18 protein-coding genes are annotated in these 20,585 nt (G+C 66.2%); 10 read left to right on the top strand and 8 right to left on the bottom strand.

Translation table 11 applies throughout. The features are described 5' to 3' along the window. Positions 1-42 precede the first annotated feature (42 nt). Positions 43-858, top strand: a complete 816-nt coding sequence (locus WKW79_RS00685) for a peptidylprolyl isomerase (protein WP_340333174.1) — start codon at positions 43-45, stop codon at positions 856-858. Positions 859-928: 70 nt separating this feature from the next. Here the strand turns inward: WKW79_RS00685 and ygiD are convergent, their stop codons facing one another. Together ygiD and purL are read right to left on the bottom strand one after the other, a co-directional pair. After that, on the bottom strand, positions 929-1,828 hold the full coding sequence (gene ygiD / locus WKW79_RS00680; protein WP_479694192.1) for a 4,5-DOPA-extradiol-dioxygenase: 900 nt from the start codon (positions 1,826-1,828) through the stop codon (positions 929-931). Positions 1,829-1,838: 10 nt separating this feature from the next. After that, positions 1,839-5,858, bottom strand: coding sequence for a phosphoribosylformylglycinamidine synthase (gene purL / locus WKW79_RS00675; RefSeq protein WP_340333173.1), 4,020 nt, complete (start codon positions 5,856-5,858; stop codon positions 1,839-1,841). A 192-nt stretch (positions 5,859-6,050) separates the two neighbouring features. On the opposite strand from purL, the gene map reads away from it, so the two are divergent. From map to WKW79_RS00660, 3 genes are all read left to right on the top strand, one after another. Further along, complete coding sequence (gene map / locus WKW79_RS00670) at positions 6,051-6,875, top strand: type I methionyl aminopeptidase (RefSeq protein ID WP_340333172.1); 825 nt, start codon at positions 6,051-6,053, stop codon at positions 6,873-6,875. A 26-nt stretch (positions 6,876-6,901) separates the two neighbouring features. Beyond that, on the top strand, positions 6,902-9,475 hold the full coding sequence (locus tag WKW79_RS00665) for a [protein-PII] uridylyltransferase (RefSeq protein ID WP_422823803.1): 2,574 nt from the start codon (positions 6,902-6,904) through the stop codon (positions 9,473-9,475). Between the two features lie 90 nt (positions 9,476-9,565). Continuing rightward, positions 9,566-10,354: a CHAP domain-containing protein gene (locus WKW79_RS00660; RefSeq protein WP_340333170.1), complete on the top strand. Its 789-nt coding sequence runs from the start codon at positions 9,566-9,568 to the stop codon at positions 10,352-10,354. Between the two features lie 6 nt (positions 10,355-10,360). On the opposite strand, the gene WKW79_RS00655 is transcribed toward WKW79_RS00660, so the two are convergent. From WKW79_RS00655 to WKW79_RS00645, 3 genes are read right to left on the bottom strand one after another with little or no spacing between them, the layout of a single operon-like run. Continuing rightward, positions 10,361-11,392: an amino acid ABC transporter permease gene (locus WKW79_RS00655; RefSeq protein ID WP_340333169.1), complete on the bottom strand. Its 1,032-nt coding sequence runs from the start codon at positions 11,390-11,392 to the stop codon at positions 10,361-10,363. After that, positions 11,389-12,387, bottom strand: a complete 999-nt coding sequence (locus WKW79_RS00650) for an amino acid ABC transporter permease (RefSeq protein WP_340333168.1) — start codon at positions 12,385-12,387, stop codon at positions 11,389-11,391. The genes WKW79_RS00655 and WKW79_RS00650 overlap by 4 nt, the downstream gene beginning before the upstream one ends. After that, complete coding sequence (locus WKW79_RS00645; protein WP_340333167.1) at positions 12,388-13,431, bottom strand: amino acid ABC transporter substrate-binding protein; 1,044 nt, start codon at positions 13,429-13,431, stop codon at positions 12,388-12,390. A gap of 122 nt (positions 13,432-13,553) precedes the next feature. Between WKW79_RS00645 and WKW79_RS00640 the strand changes: the two genes are divergently transcribed. Then, entirely contained in the window at positions 13,554-13,958 is a 405-nt protein-coding gene (locus WKW79_RS00640) for a DoxX family protein (RefSeq protein WP_340333166.1), read from the top strand. Positions 13,959-14,118: 160 nt separating this feature from the next. On the opposite strand, the gene WKW79_RS00635 is transcribed toward WKW79_RS00640, so the two are convergent. Further along, positions 14,119-14,265: a hypothetical protein gene (locus WKW79_RS00635; RefSeq protein ID WP_340333165.1), complete on the bottom strand. Its 147-nt coding sequence runs from the start codon at positions 14,263-14,265 to the stop codon at positions 14,119-14,121. A gap of 186 nt (positions 14,266-14,451) precedes the next feature. Between WKW79_RS00635 and WKW79_RS00630 the strand changes: the two genes are divergently transcribed. The 5 genes from WKW79_RS00630 to WKW79_RS00610 are packed head-to-tail and all read left to right on the top strand — an operon-like array spanning position 14,452 to position 19,455. Next, on the top strand, positions 14,452-15,471 hold the full coding sequence (locus tag WKW79_RS00630; protein ID WP_340333164.1) for an ATP-grasp domain-containing protein: 1,020 nt from the start codon (positions 14,452-14,454) through the stop codon (positions 15,469-15,471). Positions 15,472-15,484: 13 nt separating this feature from the next. Then, positions 15,485-16,678 (top strand): phosphoribosyltransferase domain-containing protein, encoded by a 1,194-nt coding sequence (locus WKW79_RS00625; RefSeq protein ID WP_340333163.1) that lies wholly within the window; start codon positions 15,485-15,487, stop codon positions 16,676-16,678. After that, on the top strand, positions 16,675-17,457 hold the full coding sequence (locus WKW79_RS00620) for an HAD family hydrolase (protein WP_340333162.1): 783 nt from the start codon (positions 16,675-16,677) through the stop codon (positions 17,455-17,457). The genes WKW79_RS00625 and WKW79_RS00620 overlap by 4 nt, the downstream gene beginning before the upstream one ends. After that, positions 17,447-18,550: a cysteine protease StiP domain-containing protein gene (locus WKW79_RS00615; RefSeq protein ID WP_340333161.1), complete on the top strand. Its 1,104-nt coding sequence runs from the start codon at positions 17,447-17,449 to the stop codon at positions 18,548-18,550. Before WKW79_RS00620 ends, WKW79_RS00615 begins: the two co-directional genes overlap by 11 nt. Before the next feature lie 8 nt (positions 18,551-18,558). Then, complete coding sequence (locus WKW79_RS00610; protein WP_340333160.1) at positions 18,559-19,455, top strand: HpcH/HpaI aldolase/citrate lyase family protein; 897 nt, start codon at positions 18,559-18,561, stop codon at positions 19,453-19,455. A 3-nt stretch (positions 19,456-19,458) separates the two neighbouring features. On the opposite strand, the gene def is transcribed toward WKW79_RS00610, so the two are convergent. Beyond that, complete coding sequence (gene def / locus WKW79_RS00605; RefSeq protein ID WP_340333159.1) at positions 19,459-19,998, bottom strand: peptide deformylase; 540 nt, start codon at positions 19,996-19,998, stop codon at positions 19,459-19,461. Between the two features lie 33 nt (positions 19,999-20,031). Further along, positions 20,032-20,496 carry a hypothetical protein gene (locus tag WKW79_RS00600; RefSeq protein ID WP_340333158.1) on the bottom strand — a complete coding sequence of 155 codons (465 nt, stop codon included), beginning with the start codon at positions 20,494-20,496 and terminating at the stop codon, positions 20,032-20,034. Positions 20,497-20,585: the final 89 nt, after the last annotated feature.

Below are 20,585 nucleotides of genomic sequence, written 5' to 3'. Positions count from 1 at the left end.
TCCCCCAGGGCCGACGCGCCTTGCTTTCACTTCCAAATGCTCATGAAAAAACAAATCTTGCAGGCTGTTGCAGCCGCAGCCCTCGTTGGCGTCGTTCCCATGGCCGCATTCGCGCAGAACGCAGCGATCGTCAATGGCAAGGCCGTGCCCAAGGCGCGCATGGATGCGCTGGCACAGCAACTCACCGCGGCCGGCAAGCCGGTGACGCCTGAAATGCAACCGCAACTGCGCGAGGAAATCGTCCTGCGCGAAGTGTTCATGCAGGAAGCGCAGAAGCAGGGCATCGACAAGACCGACGACTACAAGAACCAGATGGAACTGGCCCGCCAGGCCGTCATGATCCGTGCGCTGTTCGAGAACTACAAGAAGAACAACCCCGTGACCGACGCCGAAGTGCAGGCTGAATACGACAAGGCCGTCGCGGCCAGCAGCGCCGGCGCAGCCCCCGGCGGCGGCAAGGAATACAAGGCCCGCCACATCCTGGTGAAGACCGAAGCCGAGGCCAAGAAGATCATTGCCGACCTGAAGAAGGGCGGCAACTTCGAGGAAATCGCCAAGAAGCAGAGCACCGACAAGGGTTCGGGCGCGCAAGGCGGCGACCTCGGCTGGGCCAACCCCGCCGGCCTGGTGCCCGAGTTCTCGACGGCCATGGTCGCGCTCAAGAAGGGTGAAACCACTCAGACGCCGGTTAAGTCGGAATTCGGCTACCACGTCATTCGCCTGGACGACGTCCGCACGGCCGAAGCGCCGAAGTTCCCGAAGCTGGAGGAAGTCAAGCCGCAAGTCGTGCAGCAAGTTCAGCAGCAGAAGTTGCAGAAGTACCAGGAAAGCCTGCGCGCTGCGGCGAAGGTGGAGTAAGCGCCGAGGGCAACACCGGTCCCGCGGTGTTCCACGAACAAAATCAAGCGGCCTCTTCAGGCCGCTTTTTTCATGCCCAGATCACCGATCGCATCGAAATCGACGCGGACTGGAAATCGCTGTTGAAGAAGCGCGGTGATTCGCCGGCTTCCACGGCGCCGGCCGCATAGAGCAGCGGCAAGTAGTGGTCGTGCGTCGGATGCGCTTGTGTGGCGACGGCGCCGAGCGACTTGAAGTCCGGCAATGCGGACAACTGGCCCTTCGCAATCTGCGCAGCCACCACCTTGTCGAACTCGATGGCCCAGTCGTAGGCCTGGTTCGGCGCGGTGCCGCGTTGCGTGGCGCGCAGGTTGTGGACGATGTTGCCGCTGCCGACGATCAGCACACCGCGCTCGCGCAGCGCCTTCAGTTGCAGGCCGAGCTGGTAGTGCTCGGTCGGCGAACGGCTGTAGTCCATGCTGAGCTGCAGCACCGGGATCTCGGCCTTGGGGAACATCGGCTTCAGCACCGACCAGGTGCCATGGTCGAAGCCCCATTCCGAGACGTCGAGCGCGACCGGCGCTCCGCTGAAGGGCTGGCTCAGCGCTTTGCCGATGTCGGCCGCGGCCTGCGGGGCGCCCGGCGCCGGATATTGCTGGTCGAACAGTTCCTGCGGAAAGCCGCCGAAATCGTGAATGGTCTTCGGCCGCGCCATGCCGGTGAGGAACCAGCCGCCGCGCGTGAGCCAATGGGCCGAGACGCAGAGGATCAATTGCGGCGCCGGGTACTTCGCGCCGAACTCCGCGCCCAACGCCTGCCAGCTTCGGCGGTACGCGTTGTCGCCGATCGCGTTCATCGGGCTGCCGTGGCCGACGAACAGCACCGGCATGCGCGGCGATTTCTTCAGTGACTTGAAGGCTTCTGCCGCCATCACGTCGGCCAGGGGCAAGGCGCTGGCCAGTGCACCGGCGAGAAGCTTGCGACGACGCATCGTCAAGGCCTTAGCCCACCCACTTGCGCGCGTTGCGCCAGATCTGCATCCACGGGCTGAACGCATCCTTGTCGCCCGAAGTCCAGCTCATCTGGATGTTGCGGAAGACGCGCTCCGGATGCGGCATCAGCGCGGTGAAGCGGCCGTCCGCGGTGGTCACCGAGGTCAGGCCGCCGGCGCTGCCGTTCGGGTTGAACGGGTACTGCTCGGTCGGCTGGCCGTGGTTGTCGACGTAGCGCATCGCGGCGATGGCCTTGACCGCGTCGCCGCGGTGCTTGAAGTTGGCATAGCCCTCGCCGTGCGCCACCGCGATCGGCAGGCGACTGCCGGCCATGCCGGCGAAAAAGAGGCTGGGCGAATCCAGCACCTCGACCATCGACAGGCGTGCCTCGAAGCGCTCGCTCTGGTTGGTGGTAAAGCGCGGCCAGTGCTCGGCGCCGGGGATGATGTCGGCCAGTTCGGCGAACATCTGGCAGCCGTTGCAGACGCCCAGGCCGAAGGTGTCGCCACGAGCGAAGAATTGCTGGAACTGGGCCGAGAGCCGCGGATTGAAGGTGATGCTGCGGGCCCAGCCGATGCCGGCGCCAAGCGTGTCGCCATAGCTGAAGCCGCCGCAGGCGACCATGCCCTGGAAGCTGGCCAGGTCCGCCCTGCCCGATTGCAGGTCGGTCATGTGGACGTCGAAGGCTTCGAAGCCGGCCTCGGTGAAGGCGTAGGCCATCTCGACGTGGGAGTTGACGCCCTGTTCTCGGAGGATGGCGACCTTGGGGCGGGACTTCAGGATCGTGGGGGCGCTGTTGCCCTCACCCCTGCCCTCTCCCGGAGGGAGAGGGAGGAAGACGTGCATGCCGGGGTCTTGCAGGACACCGGCTGCGGAATGCTCCATGTCTGCGCAGGCGGGGTTGTCGCGCTCTCGGGCGATCTTCCAGCTGACCGAATCCCAGACCTGGTGCAGGTCGTGCAGGCTGGCGCTGAAGACCGACTTGGCATCGCGCCAGACTTCGAGCTTGTGCTTGCCGGCTTCCATCGGCGACGACTCGGGCCGCGTCTTGCCGACGAAATGGCTGTGCGCGCTCAGGCCGTGGGCGCGAAGCACCTGCATCACGTCGTTGCGCTCGGCCGTCCGGACCTGCAGCAGCATGCCGAGCTCTTCGTTGAAGAGCGCCTTGAGCGTGAGTTCCTCGCGGCGGGCGCTGACTTGCTGCGCCCAGTTCTTGGCGTCGCCGGTTTCCATGCGGCTGTCGCTGATGCCGTCGCCTTCCGTCACCAGCATGTCGACGTTGAGCGCCACACCGACATGGCCGGCGAAGGCCATTTCGCAAGCGGCGGCGAACAGCCCGCCGTCGCTGCGGTCGTGCATCGCGAGGATCTTGCCGTCGGCGCGCAGGGCGTTCACGGCGCTGACCAGGCTCACCAGCTGGGCGGGATCGTCGAGGTCGGGCACCGTGTCGCCGCTCTGGCGGAGCGTTTGCGCCAGGATGCTGCCGGCCATGCGGTGCTGACCGCGTCCGAGGTCGATGAGCACCAGCGTGGAGTCCGGCTCCACGGCGTCCAATTGCGGCGTCAGCGTGCCGCGCACGTCGGCCAGCGTGGCGAAGGCCGTCACGATCAGGCTGACCGGGGAAGTGACCTTCTTCTTCTCGTCGCCGTCGCTCCATTGCGTGCGCATCGACAGCGAATCCTTGCCGACCGGAATCGACACGCCCAGTGCCGGGCACAGTTCCAGGCCGACGGCCTTGACCGTTTCATATAGCGCGGCGTCTTCGCCTGGCTCGCCGCAGGCGGCCATCCAGTTCGCCGACAGCTTCACGCGCGACAGCTCGATCGGGGCGGCCAGCAGGTTGGTGATGGCTTCTGCCACCGCCATGCGGCCGGATGCAGGCGCGTCCAACGCGGCCAGTGGCGTCCGCTCACCCATGCTCATCGCCTCACCGGCAAAGCCTTGGTAGTCGGCCAAGGTGACCGCGCAATCGGCCACGGGCACCTGCCACGGGCCGACCATCTGGTCACGGTGGCTCAGGCCACCGACGGTGCGGTCGCCGATGGTGACGAGGAAGCGCTTGGAGGCCACCGTGGGGTGGGAGAGGACGTCGATGGCGGCTTTCTGCAGGTCGATGCCGGTGAGGTCGAGCGGCTTGAACTGGCGCGCGATGGTCTTGACGTCGCGCAGCATCTTGGGGGGCTTGCCCAGGAGGACGTTCATGGGCATGTCGACGGCCGCGCCCTCACCCTCGCCCTCTCCAAGTTCCCGCACCAACAGTTGCCGCTGTTCGGTCGCCACCCCCACCACAGAAAACGGACACCGCTCCCGCTCGCAAAACGCGGTGAACTGCGCCAGCGACTCCGGCGCAATCGCCAGCACATAGCGCTCCTGGCTCTCGTTGCACCAGATCTCCTTCGGCGCCATCCCCGACTCCTCTAGCGGCACTGCGCCGAGGTCAAAACGCGCCCCGCGCTCCGCATCATTGGTCAGCTCCGGAAACGCATTGCTCAACCCGCCGGCACCCACGTCATGGATCGCCAGGATCGGATTCGCCTCCCCCTGCTGCCAGCAATGGTTGATCACTTCCTGCGCGCGCCGCTCGATCTCCGGATTGCCGCGTTGCACCGAGTCGAAGTCGAGCTCGGCCGCATTCGCCCCGGTCGCCATCGAACTCGCCGCGCTGCCGCCCATCCCGATGCGCATGCCCGGCCCGCCCAGCTGGATCAGCAGCGACCCGGCCGGAAACTGGATCTTCTTCGTCTGCCCCGCGTCGATGCTGCCCAGGCCGCCGGCGATCATGATCGGCTTGTGATAGCCGCGCTGCACCGTACCATCGTCGGAGCTGACGGCCTGTTCGTATTCACGGAAATAGCCCAGCAAGTTCGGCCGGCCGAATTCGTTGTTGAACGCAGCGCCGCCGAGCGGCCCCTCGGTCATGATCTGCAGCGGGCTGGCGATGTGCTCCGGCTTGCCGTAGTGACCATCCTCCGGCCACAGCTTCGACACCGTGAAGCCAGTCAACCCGGCCTTGGGCTTGGAGCCGCGCCCCGTAGCGCCCTCGTCCCGAATCTCCCCGCCCGCTCCCGTCGACGCCCCAGGAAAAGGCGAAATCGCCGTCGGATGGTTGTGCGTCTCCACCTTCATCAGCACATGGCTGAGCGCACTTTCCTTTTCGTAGGCACCGCCGCGCGCCACGAAGCGCTCGACCTGCGTGCCTTCCATGATCGACGCGTTGTCGGCATAGGCCACCACGGTGTGCTGAGGATTCTGCTTCTCGGTATGACGGATCATCCCGAACAGGCTGTGCGACTGCGCCTGGCCGTCGATCACGAAGTCGGCATTGAAAATCTTGTGGCGGCAGTGCTCGCTGTTGGCCTGCGCGAACATCATCAGTTCCACGTCGGTCGGGTTGCGGCCGAGCCGGGTGAAGGCGTCGACGAGGTAGTCGATCTCGTCCTCGGCCAGCGCCAGGCCGAACTGCGTGTTGGCAGTGACGAGCGCCGCGCGGCCGCCCGCCAGCACGTCCACGTGCGCCATCGGCTGCGCCGGCAGTTCGGCGAACAGGGCCGAAGCGCTCTCCAGCGTCGGCAGCACCGATTCAGTCATGCGGTCATGCAGCAACGCAGCCACGCCCACCAGCGCGTCTGTGTCGAGCACCGGCGCCTTGCCCAGCAGCGGCTTCTTCAGCGACAGCCGGTATTCGGTCACCCGCTCGATGCGCCGCACCGCAAAGCCGCAGTTGTGGGCGATGTCGGTGGCCTTGGAAGCCCACGGCGACACAGTGCCCAGGCGCGGCGCCACCACGACGGAGGCGCCCGCCTCCTTCGCCTCGAAGGGCTCGCCGTAGGTCAGCAGCGCCTGCAACTGCGCCTGCTGCGCCGAATCCGGCGCCGAATCGGTCGCCACCAAGTGGACGAACCGGGCCGAAACGCCATCGATGCGCGCATCGACCGCCTGCAGGCGCGGCAGCAACTGGCGCGCCCGGAAATCGCTGAGTGCGTCGCCGCCCTCGAAACGCGTTACGACGAGGGGATGGTGCGGGGTCACGGGCTGCGTCACGGGTCGGAAGAGGCCTTGGCGGCCTGGTTTGGAATGGGACTGACGGGGGACAAGGGGCGGCTGGCCGCTGACTGGGGCCATCCGCGCGAGCCCGGGATTTTACGGCTTGTCCTCCGGCATTTCAGGCTGCACGGACATACCGGCAACAGGCCTTTCCGCCCAGAGGGATAATTCAGGGCTATGAGCATTTCCTACAACGACGCCGCCGGCATCGCAGCCATGCGAGTCGCGTGCCGCCTTGCCTCCGAGGTTCTGGACCACCTGACGCCGCTGATCAAGCCCGGCGTGACGACCAACGACATCGATCGATGGGCCGCCGAGTACATGGTGAAGCAGGGCACCACCTCGGCCACGGTCGGCTACATGGGCGCGAGCAGCACGCCCTACCCCAAGTCGCTGTGCACCTCGGTCAACCACGTGGTGTGCCACGGCATTCCCAACGACAAGCCGCTCAAGAAGGGCGACATCGTCAACGTCGACGTCACCGTCATCAAGGACGGCTGGTTCGGCGACAACAGCCGCATGTTCATCGTCGGCGACGCGTCGATCGCGGCCAAGCGGCTGTGCTCGATCACCTTCGAGGCGATGTGGCACGGCATCCTGCAGGTCAAGCCTGGCAACCACCTGGGCGACGTGGGCCATGCGATCCAGAAGTTCGCGGAAGGCAACGGCTATTCGGTGGTACGCGAGTTCTGCGGCCACGGCGTCGGCCGGCGTTTCCACGAGGAACCGCAGGTGCTGCACTACGGCCGCCCCGGCACCATGGAAGAACTCAAGCCCGGCATGATCTTCACGATCGAGCCCATGATCAACGCTGGCAAGCGCGACATCAAGGAAGACGCCAAGGGCGGCCAGTACGACGGCTGGACCATCGTCACGCGCGACCATTCCCTCTCGGCGCAGTGGGAGCATTCGGTGCTCGTCACCGAAACGGGCTACGAGGTCCTGACCTTGTCGGCCGGCAGCCCGCCGCTGCCCTCCTTCGTGAAGGCCACGGCCACTTGACGACCACCGCAGCGGTCGACGTGCCCATGCTGCGCGAGGCCTATCGCGCACACAAGCGCGCCCTGTTCGACACCCTGCGCTTCGCGCGCGCCCCGACGCGCAGCGTTCACACCGTGTTGCGCGAGCTGTCGGCGCTGGCCGACGAAACCCTGCGCGCCCTCTGGATCGATGCCGACTTCGGCAACCAGTTGTCCTTGGTGGCGGTCGGTGGATTCGGCCGCGGCGAGCTGTTCCCCTACTCCGACGTCGACGTGCTGCTGCTGTTGCCCGAGCCGCACGAGGGCGAGGTCGCGCCGGAGCGGCTGGAGGCCTTCATCGGCCGCTGCTGGGACGCGGGCCTGGAGATCGGCTCCAGCGTGCGCACGCTCGGTGAGTGCCTGGCGGAAGCCGCGAAGGACGTGACGGTGCAGACCTCGCTGCTCGAGTCGCGCCTGATCACCGGCGACAAGAAGCTCTACGCGGCCTTTCGCAAGGACTTCCTGGCCGCGATGGACCCGCAGGCGTTCTTCATCGCCAAGTCGCAGGAAATGCGGCATCGCCACCAGAAGTACGAGAACACACCCTACGCGCTGGAGCCCAACTGCAAGGAGTCGCCCGGCGGCCTGCGCGACCTGCAGGTGATCCTGTGGATGACCAAGGCAGCCGGCTTCGGCCAGCGCTGGGACGACCTGTCGAAGAACGGCCTGGCCACCGCCTTCGAGGTGCGCCAGATCAAGCGCAACGAGGCGCTGCTGAGCCTGGTCCGCGCCCGCCTGCACGTGATCGCCAACCGGCGCGAGGACCGCCTGGTGTTCGACATGCAGACCGCGGTGGCCGCCACCTTCGGCTACGAGGGCGAATCGGAACGCAAGGCCAGCGAGGCGCTGATGCGGCGCTACTACTGGGCGGCCAAGGCCGTGACCCAGCTCAACCACATCCTGCTGCTCAACATCTCCGAACGGCTGCAGCCCCTGGGCGAGCAGCCGGTGCGCATCAACGACAACTTCTACGAGAAGGCCGGCCTGATCGAGGTGGCGAGCGACGATCTCTACCTGCGCGACCCGCATGCGATCCTGGAGACCTTCCTGCTCTACCAGAAGACCATCGGCGTGAAGGGCCTGTCGGCGCGCACGCTGCGTGCGCTCTACAACGCGCGCCATGTGATGGACAGCAAGTTCCGCAACGACCGCGTGAACCACGTCACCTTCATGCGCATGCTGCTGGAGCCGCGCGGCATCACGCACGCCTTCCGGCTGATGAACGAGACCTCGGTGCTGGGGCGCTACCTGCGCGTGTTCCGCAGCATCGTCGGGCAGATGCAGCATGACCTGTTCCACGTCTACACGGTGGACCAGCACATCCTGATGGTGCTGCGGAACATGCGGCGCTTCTTCATCGCCGAGCACGCGCACGAATACCCGTTCTGCTCGCAACTTGCCGCCGGATGGAACAAGCCCTGGATCCTCTACGTAGCGGCCCTGTTCCATGACATTGCCAAGGGCCGCGGCGGGGACCATTCGCGGCTCGGCGCGCTCGACGTGCGCCGCTTCTGCGCGCAGCACGAGATCGCCCGCGAAGATGCGAAGCTCATCGAATTCCTCGTGGCCGAGCACCTGACCATGAGCACGATCGCGCAGAAGCAGGATTTGAGCGACCCCGAGGTCATCGGCGCATTTGCGAAGAAGGTCGGCAGCGAGCGTTACCTCACCGCTCTCTATCTGCTGACCATCGCCGACATCCGCGGGACGTCACCACGCGTCTGGAACGCCTGGAAGGGCAAGCTGCTGGAGGACCTCTACCGCGCCACGCTGCGCACGCTGGGCGGCCACATGCCCGATGCCGGCGCCGAGATCGAAGCCCGCAAGCACGATGCGCTGGTCGAACTCGCGCTCTACGCGCAACCGGCCGATGCGCACAAGGCCCTGTGGGAGACGCTCGACATCGGCTACTTCATGCGCCACGACGCCGGCGAGATCGCCTGGCATGCGAAGCAGTTGTCGCGCCGCGTGCCGATGCACGGCGTGCCGATCGACCCGCATGCGGCCGCCCTGGTCCGTGCCCGCCTGTCGCCGGTGGGCGAAGGCCTGCAGGTGGTCGTCTACACGCCCGACCAGATGGACCTGTTCGCGCGCATCTGCGGCTACTTCGAGCAGGCTTCCTTCAGCATCCTGGATGCCAAGGTCCACACCACGACCAACGGCTATGCGCTGGACACCTTCCAGGTGGTCGCAACCTTCATCCCGGAGCACTACCGCGACCTGATCAGCCTGGTCGAATCCGGCCTGAGCAAGACCCTCGACGAAGCCGGCGCGCTACCCCCGCCCGGCAAGGGCCGCGTGTCGCGCCGCGTGCGCAGCTTCCCGATCAAGCCGCGCATCAGCCTGTTGCCCGACGAGAAGGCGCAGCGCTGGCTGCTCAACATCTCGGCCAGCGACCGCGCGGGCTTGCTGTACTCAGTGGCGCGGGTGCTGGCCCGGCACCACCTGAACCTGCAGCTTGCCAAGGTCACGACGCTCGGCGAACGGGTGGAAGACACCTTCCTCATCAGCGGGCCGGAGTTGCAGGGGCAGCGGGCGCAGTTGGCGATCGAGACGGAGTTGCTGGAAGCGCTGGCTTCCTGAGCGCGAACCGCCCATCCTTCGTCCAGAGGATGTGGCCGGCAGGCGCAGTCCGTAGAGTCGTTTCCTTCAAAGAACGCGAAGGAGATGACGATGGCCCTGGACCTCAGCAAGCTACCCGTCCGCCAAGGCGAATCCGACAAGGCAACGGTCAAGGCGATCCAGCAGGCACTGGTGGCCAATGGCCTCAACGTGCCGCTCGACGGCAATTTCGACGCGCTGATGACCAGCGCCGTCAAGACCTTCCAGGCCCAGCACACCGACTCCGCGGGCGGCCCGCTCACGGTCGATGGCGTGGTCGGTCGCCTGACCTGGTTCGCCATGTCCTCACCGGCGCCGGTGGCCCGGCAGAATGCGAGCCTGCTGGCAGCATCGGCGCTGGCGATGGCGGCCAGCAAGATCGGCGTGCGCGAAACGGGCCCGAACCGCGGGCCGGATGTCGACGTGTTCCTGACGACTGCCGGCCTGAACCCGAAAGGCGGCGGAGCAGCGGGCTTCCCGTGGTGCCAGGCCTTCGTCTACTGGGCCTTCAACGAAGCGGCGAGGCAACTGGGCATCCCCAACCCGACGCCGAAGACCGCCGGCGTACTGGCCCACTGGAACGCCGCCAAGACCATCCCGAGCGCGACCCGCTTCACGCCCAAGCAACTGCTGGCCGACCTGTCGCAAGCGAGTGCCGGCAGCCTCGTGGTGTATGACTTCGGCGGCGGCCTGGGCCATATCGCCTTCATCGAGCAGTGCAACGACGACGGCCGGCTCTCCACCGTCGAAGGCAACACCAACACCGACGGCAGCCGCAATGGCATCGGCGTGTTCCGGTTGACGCGTCGCAAGATCTCGATCTCCGAGCACGGGCTCAAGGGCGTGATCGCCTATGCCTAGAGCCGATCAGCGCTGCCCCGAGCCGAGCCTGCGTTCCAGCCAGGCGCTGTAGCGTGACAGTCCGTAGCACATCACCCAGTAGACCAGCGCCAGGAACAGGTAGCCCTCGAGGTAAAACGGCCGCCAGGTGGGGTCGCCGCCCAGCGCCAGCCCCAGCGCACCGGTCAGTTCGAACAAACCGACCACCGTCACCAGCGAGGTGTCCTTCAGCGTGCCCACCACGCTGTTGGTCAGCGCAGGCACCACGAGCCGCAGTGCCTGCGGCAGGATGATGTCGCGCTGCACCGGCCAGCGGCCGAATCCCAGCGCCATCGCCACCTCGGTCTGCCCGCGCGGCACCGCCTGCAGGCCACCTCGGATGATCTCGGCCAGATAGGCCGCCACGAACAGGCTGAGCCCGGCCAGCACGCGCACCAGCACGTCCGGTTGCCAGCCTGCCGGCCACAGCAGCGGCAACAGGAAGGACGCCATGAACAACACCGAAATCAGCGGCACCCCCCGCACCAGCTCGATGTAGGTCGCGCTCAGCGTGCGCGCGGCCGGCCACAGCGAGCGCCGCCCCAGCGCCAGCAGCAAGGCCAGCGGAAAGGCCAGGGCCAGCCCTACCACCGCCAGCCCGATGGTCAGCGGCAGCCCACCCCACCGGCTCGTCGGCACCGTCTCCAGTCCGAACACGCCGCCACGCATCAGCACGACGAACAAGGCCAGGCCCAAGACCCACAAGGGCAGCAGCCACCAGCGCCAGAAGCGGGGCCAGGCACTCATCAGCGTCGCGGCCGACAACACAGTCACCGCGACGGCGGGACGCCATTGGTCCTCATAGGGATAGCGCCCGAACAGCATCGGTCGCCATTTCTCCGCGACCACGCCCCAGCATGCGCCCTGCGCAGCGCGGCAGGCATCGGCGTCCGGACGAAACACCGCGTGCAGCACGGCCCAGTCGAACAGATGCACGCCGCCCCATGCGAACAGCGCCAGCAACAGCACGGTCGCGGCGGCGCGCAGCGGCGAACCGAACAACTCCTTGCGCACGCTCATTGCCACCCTCGCAACGCCACGCGCGCGTTGTACCGATTCATCAGCGCCGAAGTGATCAGGGACAGCGCGAGGTACACGGCCATGATCACCGCGATGCATTCGAACGCGCGCCCGGTCGAGTTGAGCGTGGTGTTGGCGATCGACACCAGTTCCGGATAGCCGACCGCGACGGCGAGCGAGGAATTCTTCGTCAGACTCAGCAACTGGTTGGTCAGTGCGGGCACGATCACGCGCAACGCCTGCGGCAGCACCACGATGCGCAGTTGCTGCCCGGGCGTCAACCCGAGCGCCTGCGCCGCAAGCTTCTGCCCGGCCGACACCGACCCGATGCCCGCCCGAACGATCTCCGCGATGAAGGCGGCCGTGTAGAGCGCAAGCGCCAGCACCACCGCCAGGTACTCGGGACTCAGCGCCGCGCCGCCCGTGACATTGAAGCTTCCGCGCTCAGGCCAATCAAAGTGGCTGGGCCAGAAATCGCCGGGCTCGCTCACGGGCCACGGCATCGACAACCCGCCCTTGCTGAGCCAGACGCCGGGCGCGAGTTCGATGGCCTCGGTTGAATCGGGCAACAGGTGCGTGATCGCGAAGTACAGCATCAGCAGTTGCAGCAGCAGCGGCACGTTGCGCAACGTCTGCACATAGAGCGCGCACAGCCAGCGCACCAGCATGTGCGGCGCGAGCCGCCCGATACCCAGCAGCGTGCCCAGCACCACGGCGATCAGCGCCGCGGGCACCGAGGCCCGCACCGTGTTGACCAGGCCCGCGAGGAACGCGCGCCACAGCGGCTGGCTGCCTTCGAAGTCCAGCCAGCCCTCCGCCACTTCGAAGCGCGCCGCGTCCCACAGGAAATCGAAACCGGAGCGAACGCCCCGCGCGCGCAAGGCTTCCAGCGCATGGTGAACGAGCCAGAACGCCCCGCCCACCACCGCCATCACGAGCAGCGCCTGCAGCGCCCACGCCAGCCAAACCGCGCGCGCTTCCCGGCGCCGGGCCACTCACTTCACCGGCAGCGCGTAGAGCAGGCCGCCCTTGTTCCACAGGTTGTTGGCGCCGCGCGGCAGCTTCAGCACCGACTTCGGCCCGACGTTGCGCTCGAACATCTCACCGTAGTTGCCCACGGCCTTGATCGCGCGGTACGACCAGTCCTTGTCCAGCCCCAGCAGCTTGCCCAGGTCATCGCCGCTGCCGACCAGGCGTTGTTGCGCCGGGTCCTTGCTGGTGGCCTTGAGCGCATCGATGTTCTCCTGCGTGATGCCGGCCTCCTCCGCCTCGATCAGCGCGTTCGGCACCCACTTGACGATGGCGAACCACTCGTCATCACCGCGGCGGACGGCTGGTGCCAGCGGCTCCTTGGAGATCAGCTCCGGCAGGATCACATAGTCGTCCGGATTGGTCGCTTCCTTGTTGCGCAGGCCCGCCAGCGCCGAGGCGTCGGTGGTGAACGCCTGGCAGCGGCCCGCGAAGAAGGCCTTGAACGAGGCTTCGAAGCTCTCGAACACCACCGTCTTCACCGGGATGTTGTTGGCCTTCGACCAGTCGGCCACGTTCTTCTCGTTGGTGGTGCCCGACTGCGTGCAGATGGTCGCGCCCTTGAGTTGCTTGGCGCTGGTCACCTTGATCTTTTTCGGCACCAGGAAGCCCTGGCCGTCGTAGTAGTTGATGGTGGTGAAGTTGAAGCCCAGCGACGCGTCGCGCGTGAGGTTCCAGGTGGTGTTGCGCGCCAGGATGTCGATCTCGCCGGCCTGCAGGGCGGCAAATCGCTGCTGCGAGTTGAGCGGCACGAAGTCGACCTTCTTGCCGTCGCCGAGCACGGCGGCCGCGATGGCGCGACAGGTGTCGACGTCGAGGCCCGACCAGTTGCCTTGCGTGTCCGGTGCCGAGAAGCCCGCCACGCCATTGGTCACGCCGCACTTCACGGTGCCGCGCGCCTTGACGGCGTCAAGCGTCTTGCCGGCAAAGGCGGGCGCGGCTGCAGCCAGCGCGAAGGTGGCCGCCACCGCGGAAACAACGGCCAGGGCGGGTCGAAAACGATGGTTCATGGAAGTTCCTCAATTGTCAGCAGCGGGCAGTTTACGAGGGGATGCGCCTTGTCGCCTGCAAAGGGCTGTGACTGACGGACAATCGCGCCCATCTTCAATTTCAGTTATGAAAGGTTTCTTGCATGATCCGTTCCGATGACACTGGCAAGCTGATTCTTCGCCTGGCCCTGGGCGTGCTGATCCTCCTGCACGGCGTCGCCAAGCTCAGCAGCGGCGTCGGCTATATCGCGGGCCTGATGACGTCGCATGGTTTGCCGTCGGCGTTGGCCTACCTTGTCTACGTCGGCGAGATCATCGCGCCCGTGCTGCTGATCGTGGGGATCTATACGCGGCCCGCCGCGTGGATCACGGTGATCAACATGCTGGTTGCCATTGCGCTGGTGCACATGAAGGACATCTCGTCGCTCGGCAAGAGCGGCGGGTGGGCACTGGAACTGCAAGGCATGTTCCTGTTCGCCGCACTGGCCGTGGCCTTCCTTGGCGCCGGACGGTTCAGCGTGGGCGGCAGCAGCGGAAAGTACAACTGAGCGCCAGGGCCGGGGGGCGCTCCCGGCCCATCGCCATGGCCTGAAGTCTCTCCTTCATTCACGCCGAAGGGCACAAGCCTTGGGGGGATTACCAAGCGCGAATTACTACGAGCGTAGTAAGCTTTGAGTGATCGAGCGCGCAATGCGCTCACCAGAAAACTCAGGGAGACACATCATGCATGCCTTCATTGGCCATGATCGCATTCGGCATGGAAACATGCGCAGCGCGACGCACCAGCGGCACCCATCGCCTGCCTTTTCGCAGCGCCCCATCAACGACCGAGCAGCAGTCGGTCGCTTCGCGCAAGGGCTCGATTCCTGAGCCTCTTCTCATCGTCTTGAACCCGCAGGCCAGAGACCCTGGCCTCGATGTCCGCGCCACAGCTCGTTGACCGTCGCAGCCGCGAAGGTCCTTCGAGCGCCATTGCCGTTTGCATGGAGCAGGCGCGCGGCACGGCCACAAGACGCAATCCTCCCTTTGCCGAAGCCACCCATGCGAGTTTGGTTCAACCGCCCCTTTGCCCTTGCCTATCGAGTGCTGTCACTGATCAGGGAAGCCGATACAACCCGGCGATTCACGCTCATCTGCACCCACAAGCACACCTGGTTCACAGGCTATGCGGCCGCCGACGAATGGCAGGTAGAGCCTGTCGGCCTGGATTCCGACGCCTATCGCGATTGGTGCCTGGACTTCGCGGTCCGGCAGAAGATCGACGTCATCGTCCCGGGACACGAAACGGCCGCCCTGGTCCACGCCAGCGAAATGTTCGCGGCGCACGGCATACGCGTGCTGGCGCCCGCCGATGCCGGCACGCTGCCCAGGCTGCACGACAAGGCGTGGGTCTATCGGCAACTGGCGGACCAGGACATCCTGGCGAGTTCGGTTGAACTGCGCGACCCTGGCGACCTGGTCAAGGCGGTGGCAACGATCTGGGCGCAGGGCCATCGCGCCTGCATCAAGCCCACCGTGTCGGTCTACGGCAAGGGCTTCTATCGGCTGATGCACCCGACGGACAAGCGCCGGCCCTTGCGCGGCCTGACGCTCTCGGAATGGGTCCGGAAGGCGGTCGACGAAGACGGTACCTGCGCACCGCAGCAGGTGCTGGAGTACCTGCCGGGCCACGAATTCAGCGTGGACTGCGTCGCCGACCAGGGGCGTTGGGTGACCGGCGTCGTGCGCAAGAAGGCAATCCTCAGCAACACCCAGTTGCTGGACGACAACCCGTTGCTGCTGGCGCATGCACAGTGCCTGGTCGAGCGCTTCGGCCTGAACGGCATGATCAACGTGCAGTTCAAGGAAGACGCCCAGGGCAAGCCCAGGCTGCTGGAAATCAACCCGCGGGCCTCCGGTGGCGTGGCCATGAGTTGCCTGTCGGGCATCAACCTGCCGTACCTCGCCCTGCGAGGATTTGTCGACGGATACGACACGCTCGCCATCCCCCAGGCTCGCCTGGGGCAGCGCGTGACTGAAGTTGCCGTGGCCATCAGCCTGCCTGTCAGCCATGCGCAATAACAGTGTGACTGTCATGCCGGAAGCAATGCAGGCGCATGTCGAACTGCCGACCGGTTCCCTGAAGGTTTCCCTGCGCCGCGCGGATTGGCCCCTGCATGAACTCTGCGGGTTTGCCGCGAGGCACAACCCCAAGCGCGGCTTCCTGTTCGTCAGCAAGGTGCTGGGCAAGCACTGGCCCTGCAAGCCGTCCGTGATGCGCGCCGCCCACGTCGCGCTGGCCGCCAAGCTGGCCGCGCCGGGGGATGCGCCCGCGCTGTTCATCGGACTTGCCGAAACGGCGACCGGCCTGGGCCAGGGTGTCTTCGAGCAGTACCTCGAGCGCTTCGGGCCCGGGAGTGCGCTCTATGTGCAGACCACCCGCTATCCGTTGTCTGGCGCGGAGATGCTGCCCTTCCTGGAGCGCCACAGCCACGCGCAGAACCTGCGCCTGCATGTGCCGGAGCGCGAGGACTGGGCAGGGTTGTTCAAGCGTGCGCGACTCCTGGTGCTGGTCGACGATGAATTGAGCACCGGCGACACCTACCTCAGCCTGATCGCCGCCTACAGCGCACGGAATCCGGCACTCGAAGAGATTGCCGCCGTGTCTCTCTGCAATTTCATGGACGAGCCCGGCCAGGCGCGTTTTCGCGAGCAACTGGCCCTGCTGGACGCCGCAGGTGTGCCACCCCGGCGCGTGAGTTTTCCGGCCCTGGTGGAAGGCCAGTTCACATTCTCGGCCAACCCCGATTTCCAGGCACCGCCGCCGCCCGCCGCGCAGGCGGACATGAATTGCCGCCGCGCCTACAACAGCGGCGCCAGTGCACGGCTGGGAAGCGATGCATCGCTGGAAGTACCGGAGTCGCTCGTGGCCGGCCTGGTCCGCACGCTGCCACGCGACGAGCCTGTGCTGGTGCTCGGCAGCGGCGAATTCATGCATCCCGCCTTCGTGCTGGGCGCCGCATTGGAAGATGCCGGCCTGGAGATTCGCGTCCAGTCCACCACGCGCTCCCCCGTGCTCGTGGGCGCCAGCATCGGCTCGCGCCTGTCCCTGCCGGACCTGTACGGTGAGGGCATTCCCAACGCGCTCTACAACTTCAAGGCCGAGGACTATGGTGCGGTGCTGCTGTGCCACGAATCCCCTGGGGATGGCAACGACAGCAGCCTCGCCACCAGCTTGCAACTCCTGGGCGCGCGAAGCGTCGGGTTCAATGGTGGGCTCGCTGCGTGACCACCACCCGTCCGCCTGTGTTCGTGTTCAGCGACCTGGACGACACGCTGTTCTCCAGCGCGCGCAAGCGCGCACCAGGTCCTGACTCGCAGCCTGCGGCGCTCCTCAGGAATGGCGATGTCGTCTCGTACACCAACGGCCCGCAGCGCGCCTTCCTGGACTGGTTGATGCGCGATGCCCGTCTGGTGCCGGTGACCGCACGCAGCATCGAAGCCTTTCGTCGCGTCTTGCTGTCGTTCTCCGGCCCGGCCATCGTGAGCTTTGGCGGCGTGCTGCTGGACGACACCGGCCGCGAAGACGCCGAATGGGCAGCCCACATGGCGAAGGTCCTGGGGCCGTCCGCGCTTCTGTTGCAGGAAGCGTGCACGCTGCTGCAGGCTGCGATCGATGCACGCGGCCTGAACGCCTGGACGCGCGTGGTGCACGAAGGCGGACTGGCGCAATACGTGGTCGCCAAGCACCGAGAGCACGACGCCGGGGCGCTGACGCAACTCGACACGGAGGTGCTGGGACCGTTGCTGGCGGCACATCCCGGCTTTCGCAGCCATCAGAACGCCAACAACCTCGCACTGCTGCCCCCCGGCCTGGACAAGTCCGCAGCCTTGACCTTCCTCTTGTCCCGCTTGCGCGCTGCGCATGGCGAGATCGTGACCATCGGCTTCGGAGACAGCTACAGCGATGCCGATTTCATGGCCTTGTGCGACTACGGCATGACGCCGCGCGGCACGCAACTGGGACATCGGCTGGCCGGCCAAAAGGAGCGCGCGCATGCTGGATGACCGCGTGCCCCTGCATGGCAGCTATGCGGCGGAAGACGTTCGCTTCCTGCTGAAGCCCCTCACGCTCGCACCCATCACCGGCACCGCGGAAAAGGAGCGCCTGATCCAGACGGGGCAGCGCCACTACAGCGAGTTGATCGGCCGCGAGCAGTTGCCGTCGCCGCAGTATTTCTCGCTGTTCGAGCAGGCGGTGGAAAGCAACGCTGCATGCATGGCGCGTGACGTGATGCGCCTGGCGCGGCACATCGTCGGGGGGCGCGGAAAGAACATCACGCTGGTGTCCTTTGCGCGCGCAGGGACGCCCGTGGGTGTGCTGTTGCGTCGCACGCTCGCCAGGTACTTCGGCATCGACGCACCGCACTATTCCATCTCCATCGTCCGGGACCGTGGCGTCGATGCCGTTGCGCTGGATTTCATCCTGTCCAGGCATGCGCCGGAATCACTGGTCTTCGTGGATGGCTGGACCGGCAAGGGCGCCATCGCGCGCGAGCTGGTTCGTTCGCTGGGAGCCTTCAACGCCAGCCGTCGCCTCGCGATTCCGGCGCAGTTGTTCGTGCTGTGCGACCTGGCCGGGCAGGCCTTTGCGGCGGGCTCTTCCGACGACTACCTGATCCCTTCGGCCGTGCTCAATTCGACGGTGAGCGGCCTGGTGAGCCGCTCCATCCTCAATGACCAGATCGGCCCCAAGGACTTCCATGGCTGCCTGCTCTACCCGGAATGGCAGGCGCAGGACCGGTCCCGATGGTTCATCGACCGCATTGCGCAAGCCCTGCATGCCGATGCGGATCGATACCTGGCGGAGCCCCTGCCTCCGCACGATGCCGCGCACCTGCGTGTGCAGTCGAAAGCGCTTCTCGCGCACCTGTCTCGCACCTGTGGCATCGACAACATCAACCTGATCAAGCCGGGCATCGGCGAGTCCACCCGCGTCCTGCTGCGCCGGGTGCCTCGCCTGCTGCTGTTGCGCGATCGCGCCGAAGCCGCCACGGCGCATCTGGTGTGGCTGGCTGAGCGGGCCCATGTGCCCATTGCGTTGGACCCGGCGCTGCAAGTGCGTGCCGTCGCCGTTATCAAGACACTTCAAGAGGACTGATTTCTCTCATGAAACCTGCCATTGCCTGCGCGCCGCACCTGGGAGCTTCGCTCTATGTCCCGGCGACCCGATCCAAGCTGACAGCGGTTCTTTCCGGACGCGAAATACCCGCCTTGCGTTCGGTCATCGCCTGCACCGAGGATGCTGTGGGCGATGCCGAACTCGAGGGTGCATTGGACAACCTCGCCGCCGCCCTCCGGGCGCTGGACCCGGCTGAAATGCGATCCGACCTGCTGCGCTTCGTGCGCGTGCGCAATCCCGCCGTGATGGCACGCGTGCTGGCGATGCCGGGCGTCGAAAAGGTGAACGGCTTCGTGCTGCCCAAGTTCACGCGGGCAGTGATGCCGCAATACCATGCCCTGCTGAAGGGCCGGAAGTTCCGGCTCATGCCGACGCTGGAGACTTCCGAGGTGTTCAACCCGGACGCCATGCGCGACCTGTCTTTGGCACTCTGCAACGACGAATGGAAGTCGCGGATACTTGCCTTGCGCGTTGGCGGCAGTGACTTGCTGCGCCTGTTGGGCCTGCGTCGCACGCGAGGCTTCACCTTGTACGACACGCCGCTGGGCAGCCTGCTTTCACAACTGGTTCTCACATTCAAGCCGATGGGCTTCGCATTGACCGCGCCGGTGTTCGACTTCATCGAGGACGAGCATGTCCTGGCGCAAGAGGCCAAGCGCGATGTGGCTTTCGGCTTCTGCGGCAAGACCGCGATCCACCCCGCCCAGATCGCGACGATCGAAGCGGCCTTTCACGTGAGCGCCAGTGAACTCTTCGCCGCACGGCGCTTGATGGAGCCCGACTGCCCGGCCGTGTTCAAGCACGATGGCACGATGTACGAAGCCGTGGTGCACCGCGACTGGGCTCGGCAGGTGATCGCCAAGCGCGAGATGCTGGCGATGTAGCGTTCAATCGTCCTGGCTGGCATCGAGCCCTGGGAACAACACCTCTGTGAAGCCGAACCGGGAAAAGTCGCGCACGCGCATGGGGTACAGCTTGCCCAGCAGATGATCGACTTCATGCTGCACCACGCGGGCGTGGAAGCCGCTGACGGTGCGATCGATCGGGTCGCCATACGGGTCGAATCCGGTGTAGCGGATGCTGGCGAAGCGCGGCACCACGCCGCGCAGGCCGGGCACTGAGAGACAGCCCTCCCAGCCCTCCTCCTCTTCCTCGCCGATCGGCGTGATGACGGGGTTGAGCAGCACCGTGCGCGGCACCAGCGGTGCATCCGGATAGCGAGGATTGACAGCATCGGTGCCAAAGATCACGAGTTGCTGATCAACACCGATCTGCGGCGCGGCCAAGCCGGCGCCGTTCACCGACCGCATGGTTTCGAACATGTCGCGCACGAGCATGTGGAGCTCGTCGGTGTCGAATGCAGCCACGGGTTGGGCTACGCGCAGGAGGCGCGGGTCGCCCATCTTCAGGATCTCGCGAATGGTCATCCGGCGATTATCGCGAGCGGATCTCTTCAGGCCTCAGGGGCCGGTCGGATGGGCTTCACCCACCGGGCCCGTGATGACCCGCTCACCGCCTGTCTGCCAGCCCGGCTGCTGCTGCCTGGGCACGCCTTGCCGGGGTCCGCCCTGGCCAGGATTGCCGCCGGGGCGCGCATAGCCGGGACCGTAGCCAGGACGCGGTGGATTCCCGGCGCCATACCCCGGACGTGGCGCAGGAGCCGGCGCGTATCCGGGTCGACCGTAGTAACCGGGGCGCCCGTAATAGCCACGGTCGTAATAGCCGCCCCCACCGCCCCAATACCCACCAACGCCCACGCCCACCGAAACCGGTGGCGCCACCACGACGGGGCCGGGATCCGCGTAATAGGGGTAGCCCTGTGCATACCCCTGGTCGCCGTAGTAGTAGCCCGGTGCCACGCACCCTGTCAATGCGGTCAAAGCGCCCACCGCAGCCACCAACCCAAGCAATCGAATTCTGTTCATGGCAAATACCTCCTGGTCAACCTGATCAACGACCCGGCGCGAATCAGTGTTGACCGCACCGGGGTGGCGCGAGGTAAACCCGAGGTAAA

It is taken from the genome of Variovorax robiniae (assembly GCF_037889955.1).
In the GTDB taxonomy this organism is placed as follows: Bacteria; Pseudomonadota; Gammaproteobacteria; order Burkholderiales; family Burkholderiaceae_C; genus Variovorax; species Variovorax robiniae.
This window is presented reverse-complemented; position numbering and strand designations above follow the sequence as displayed.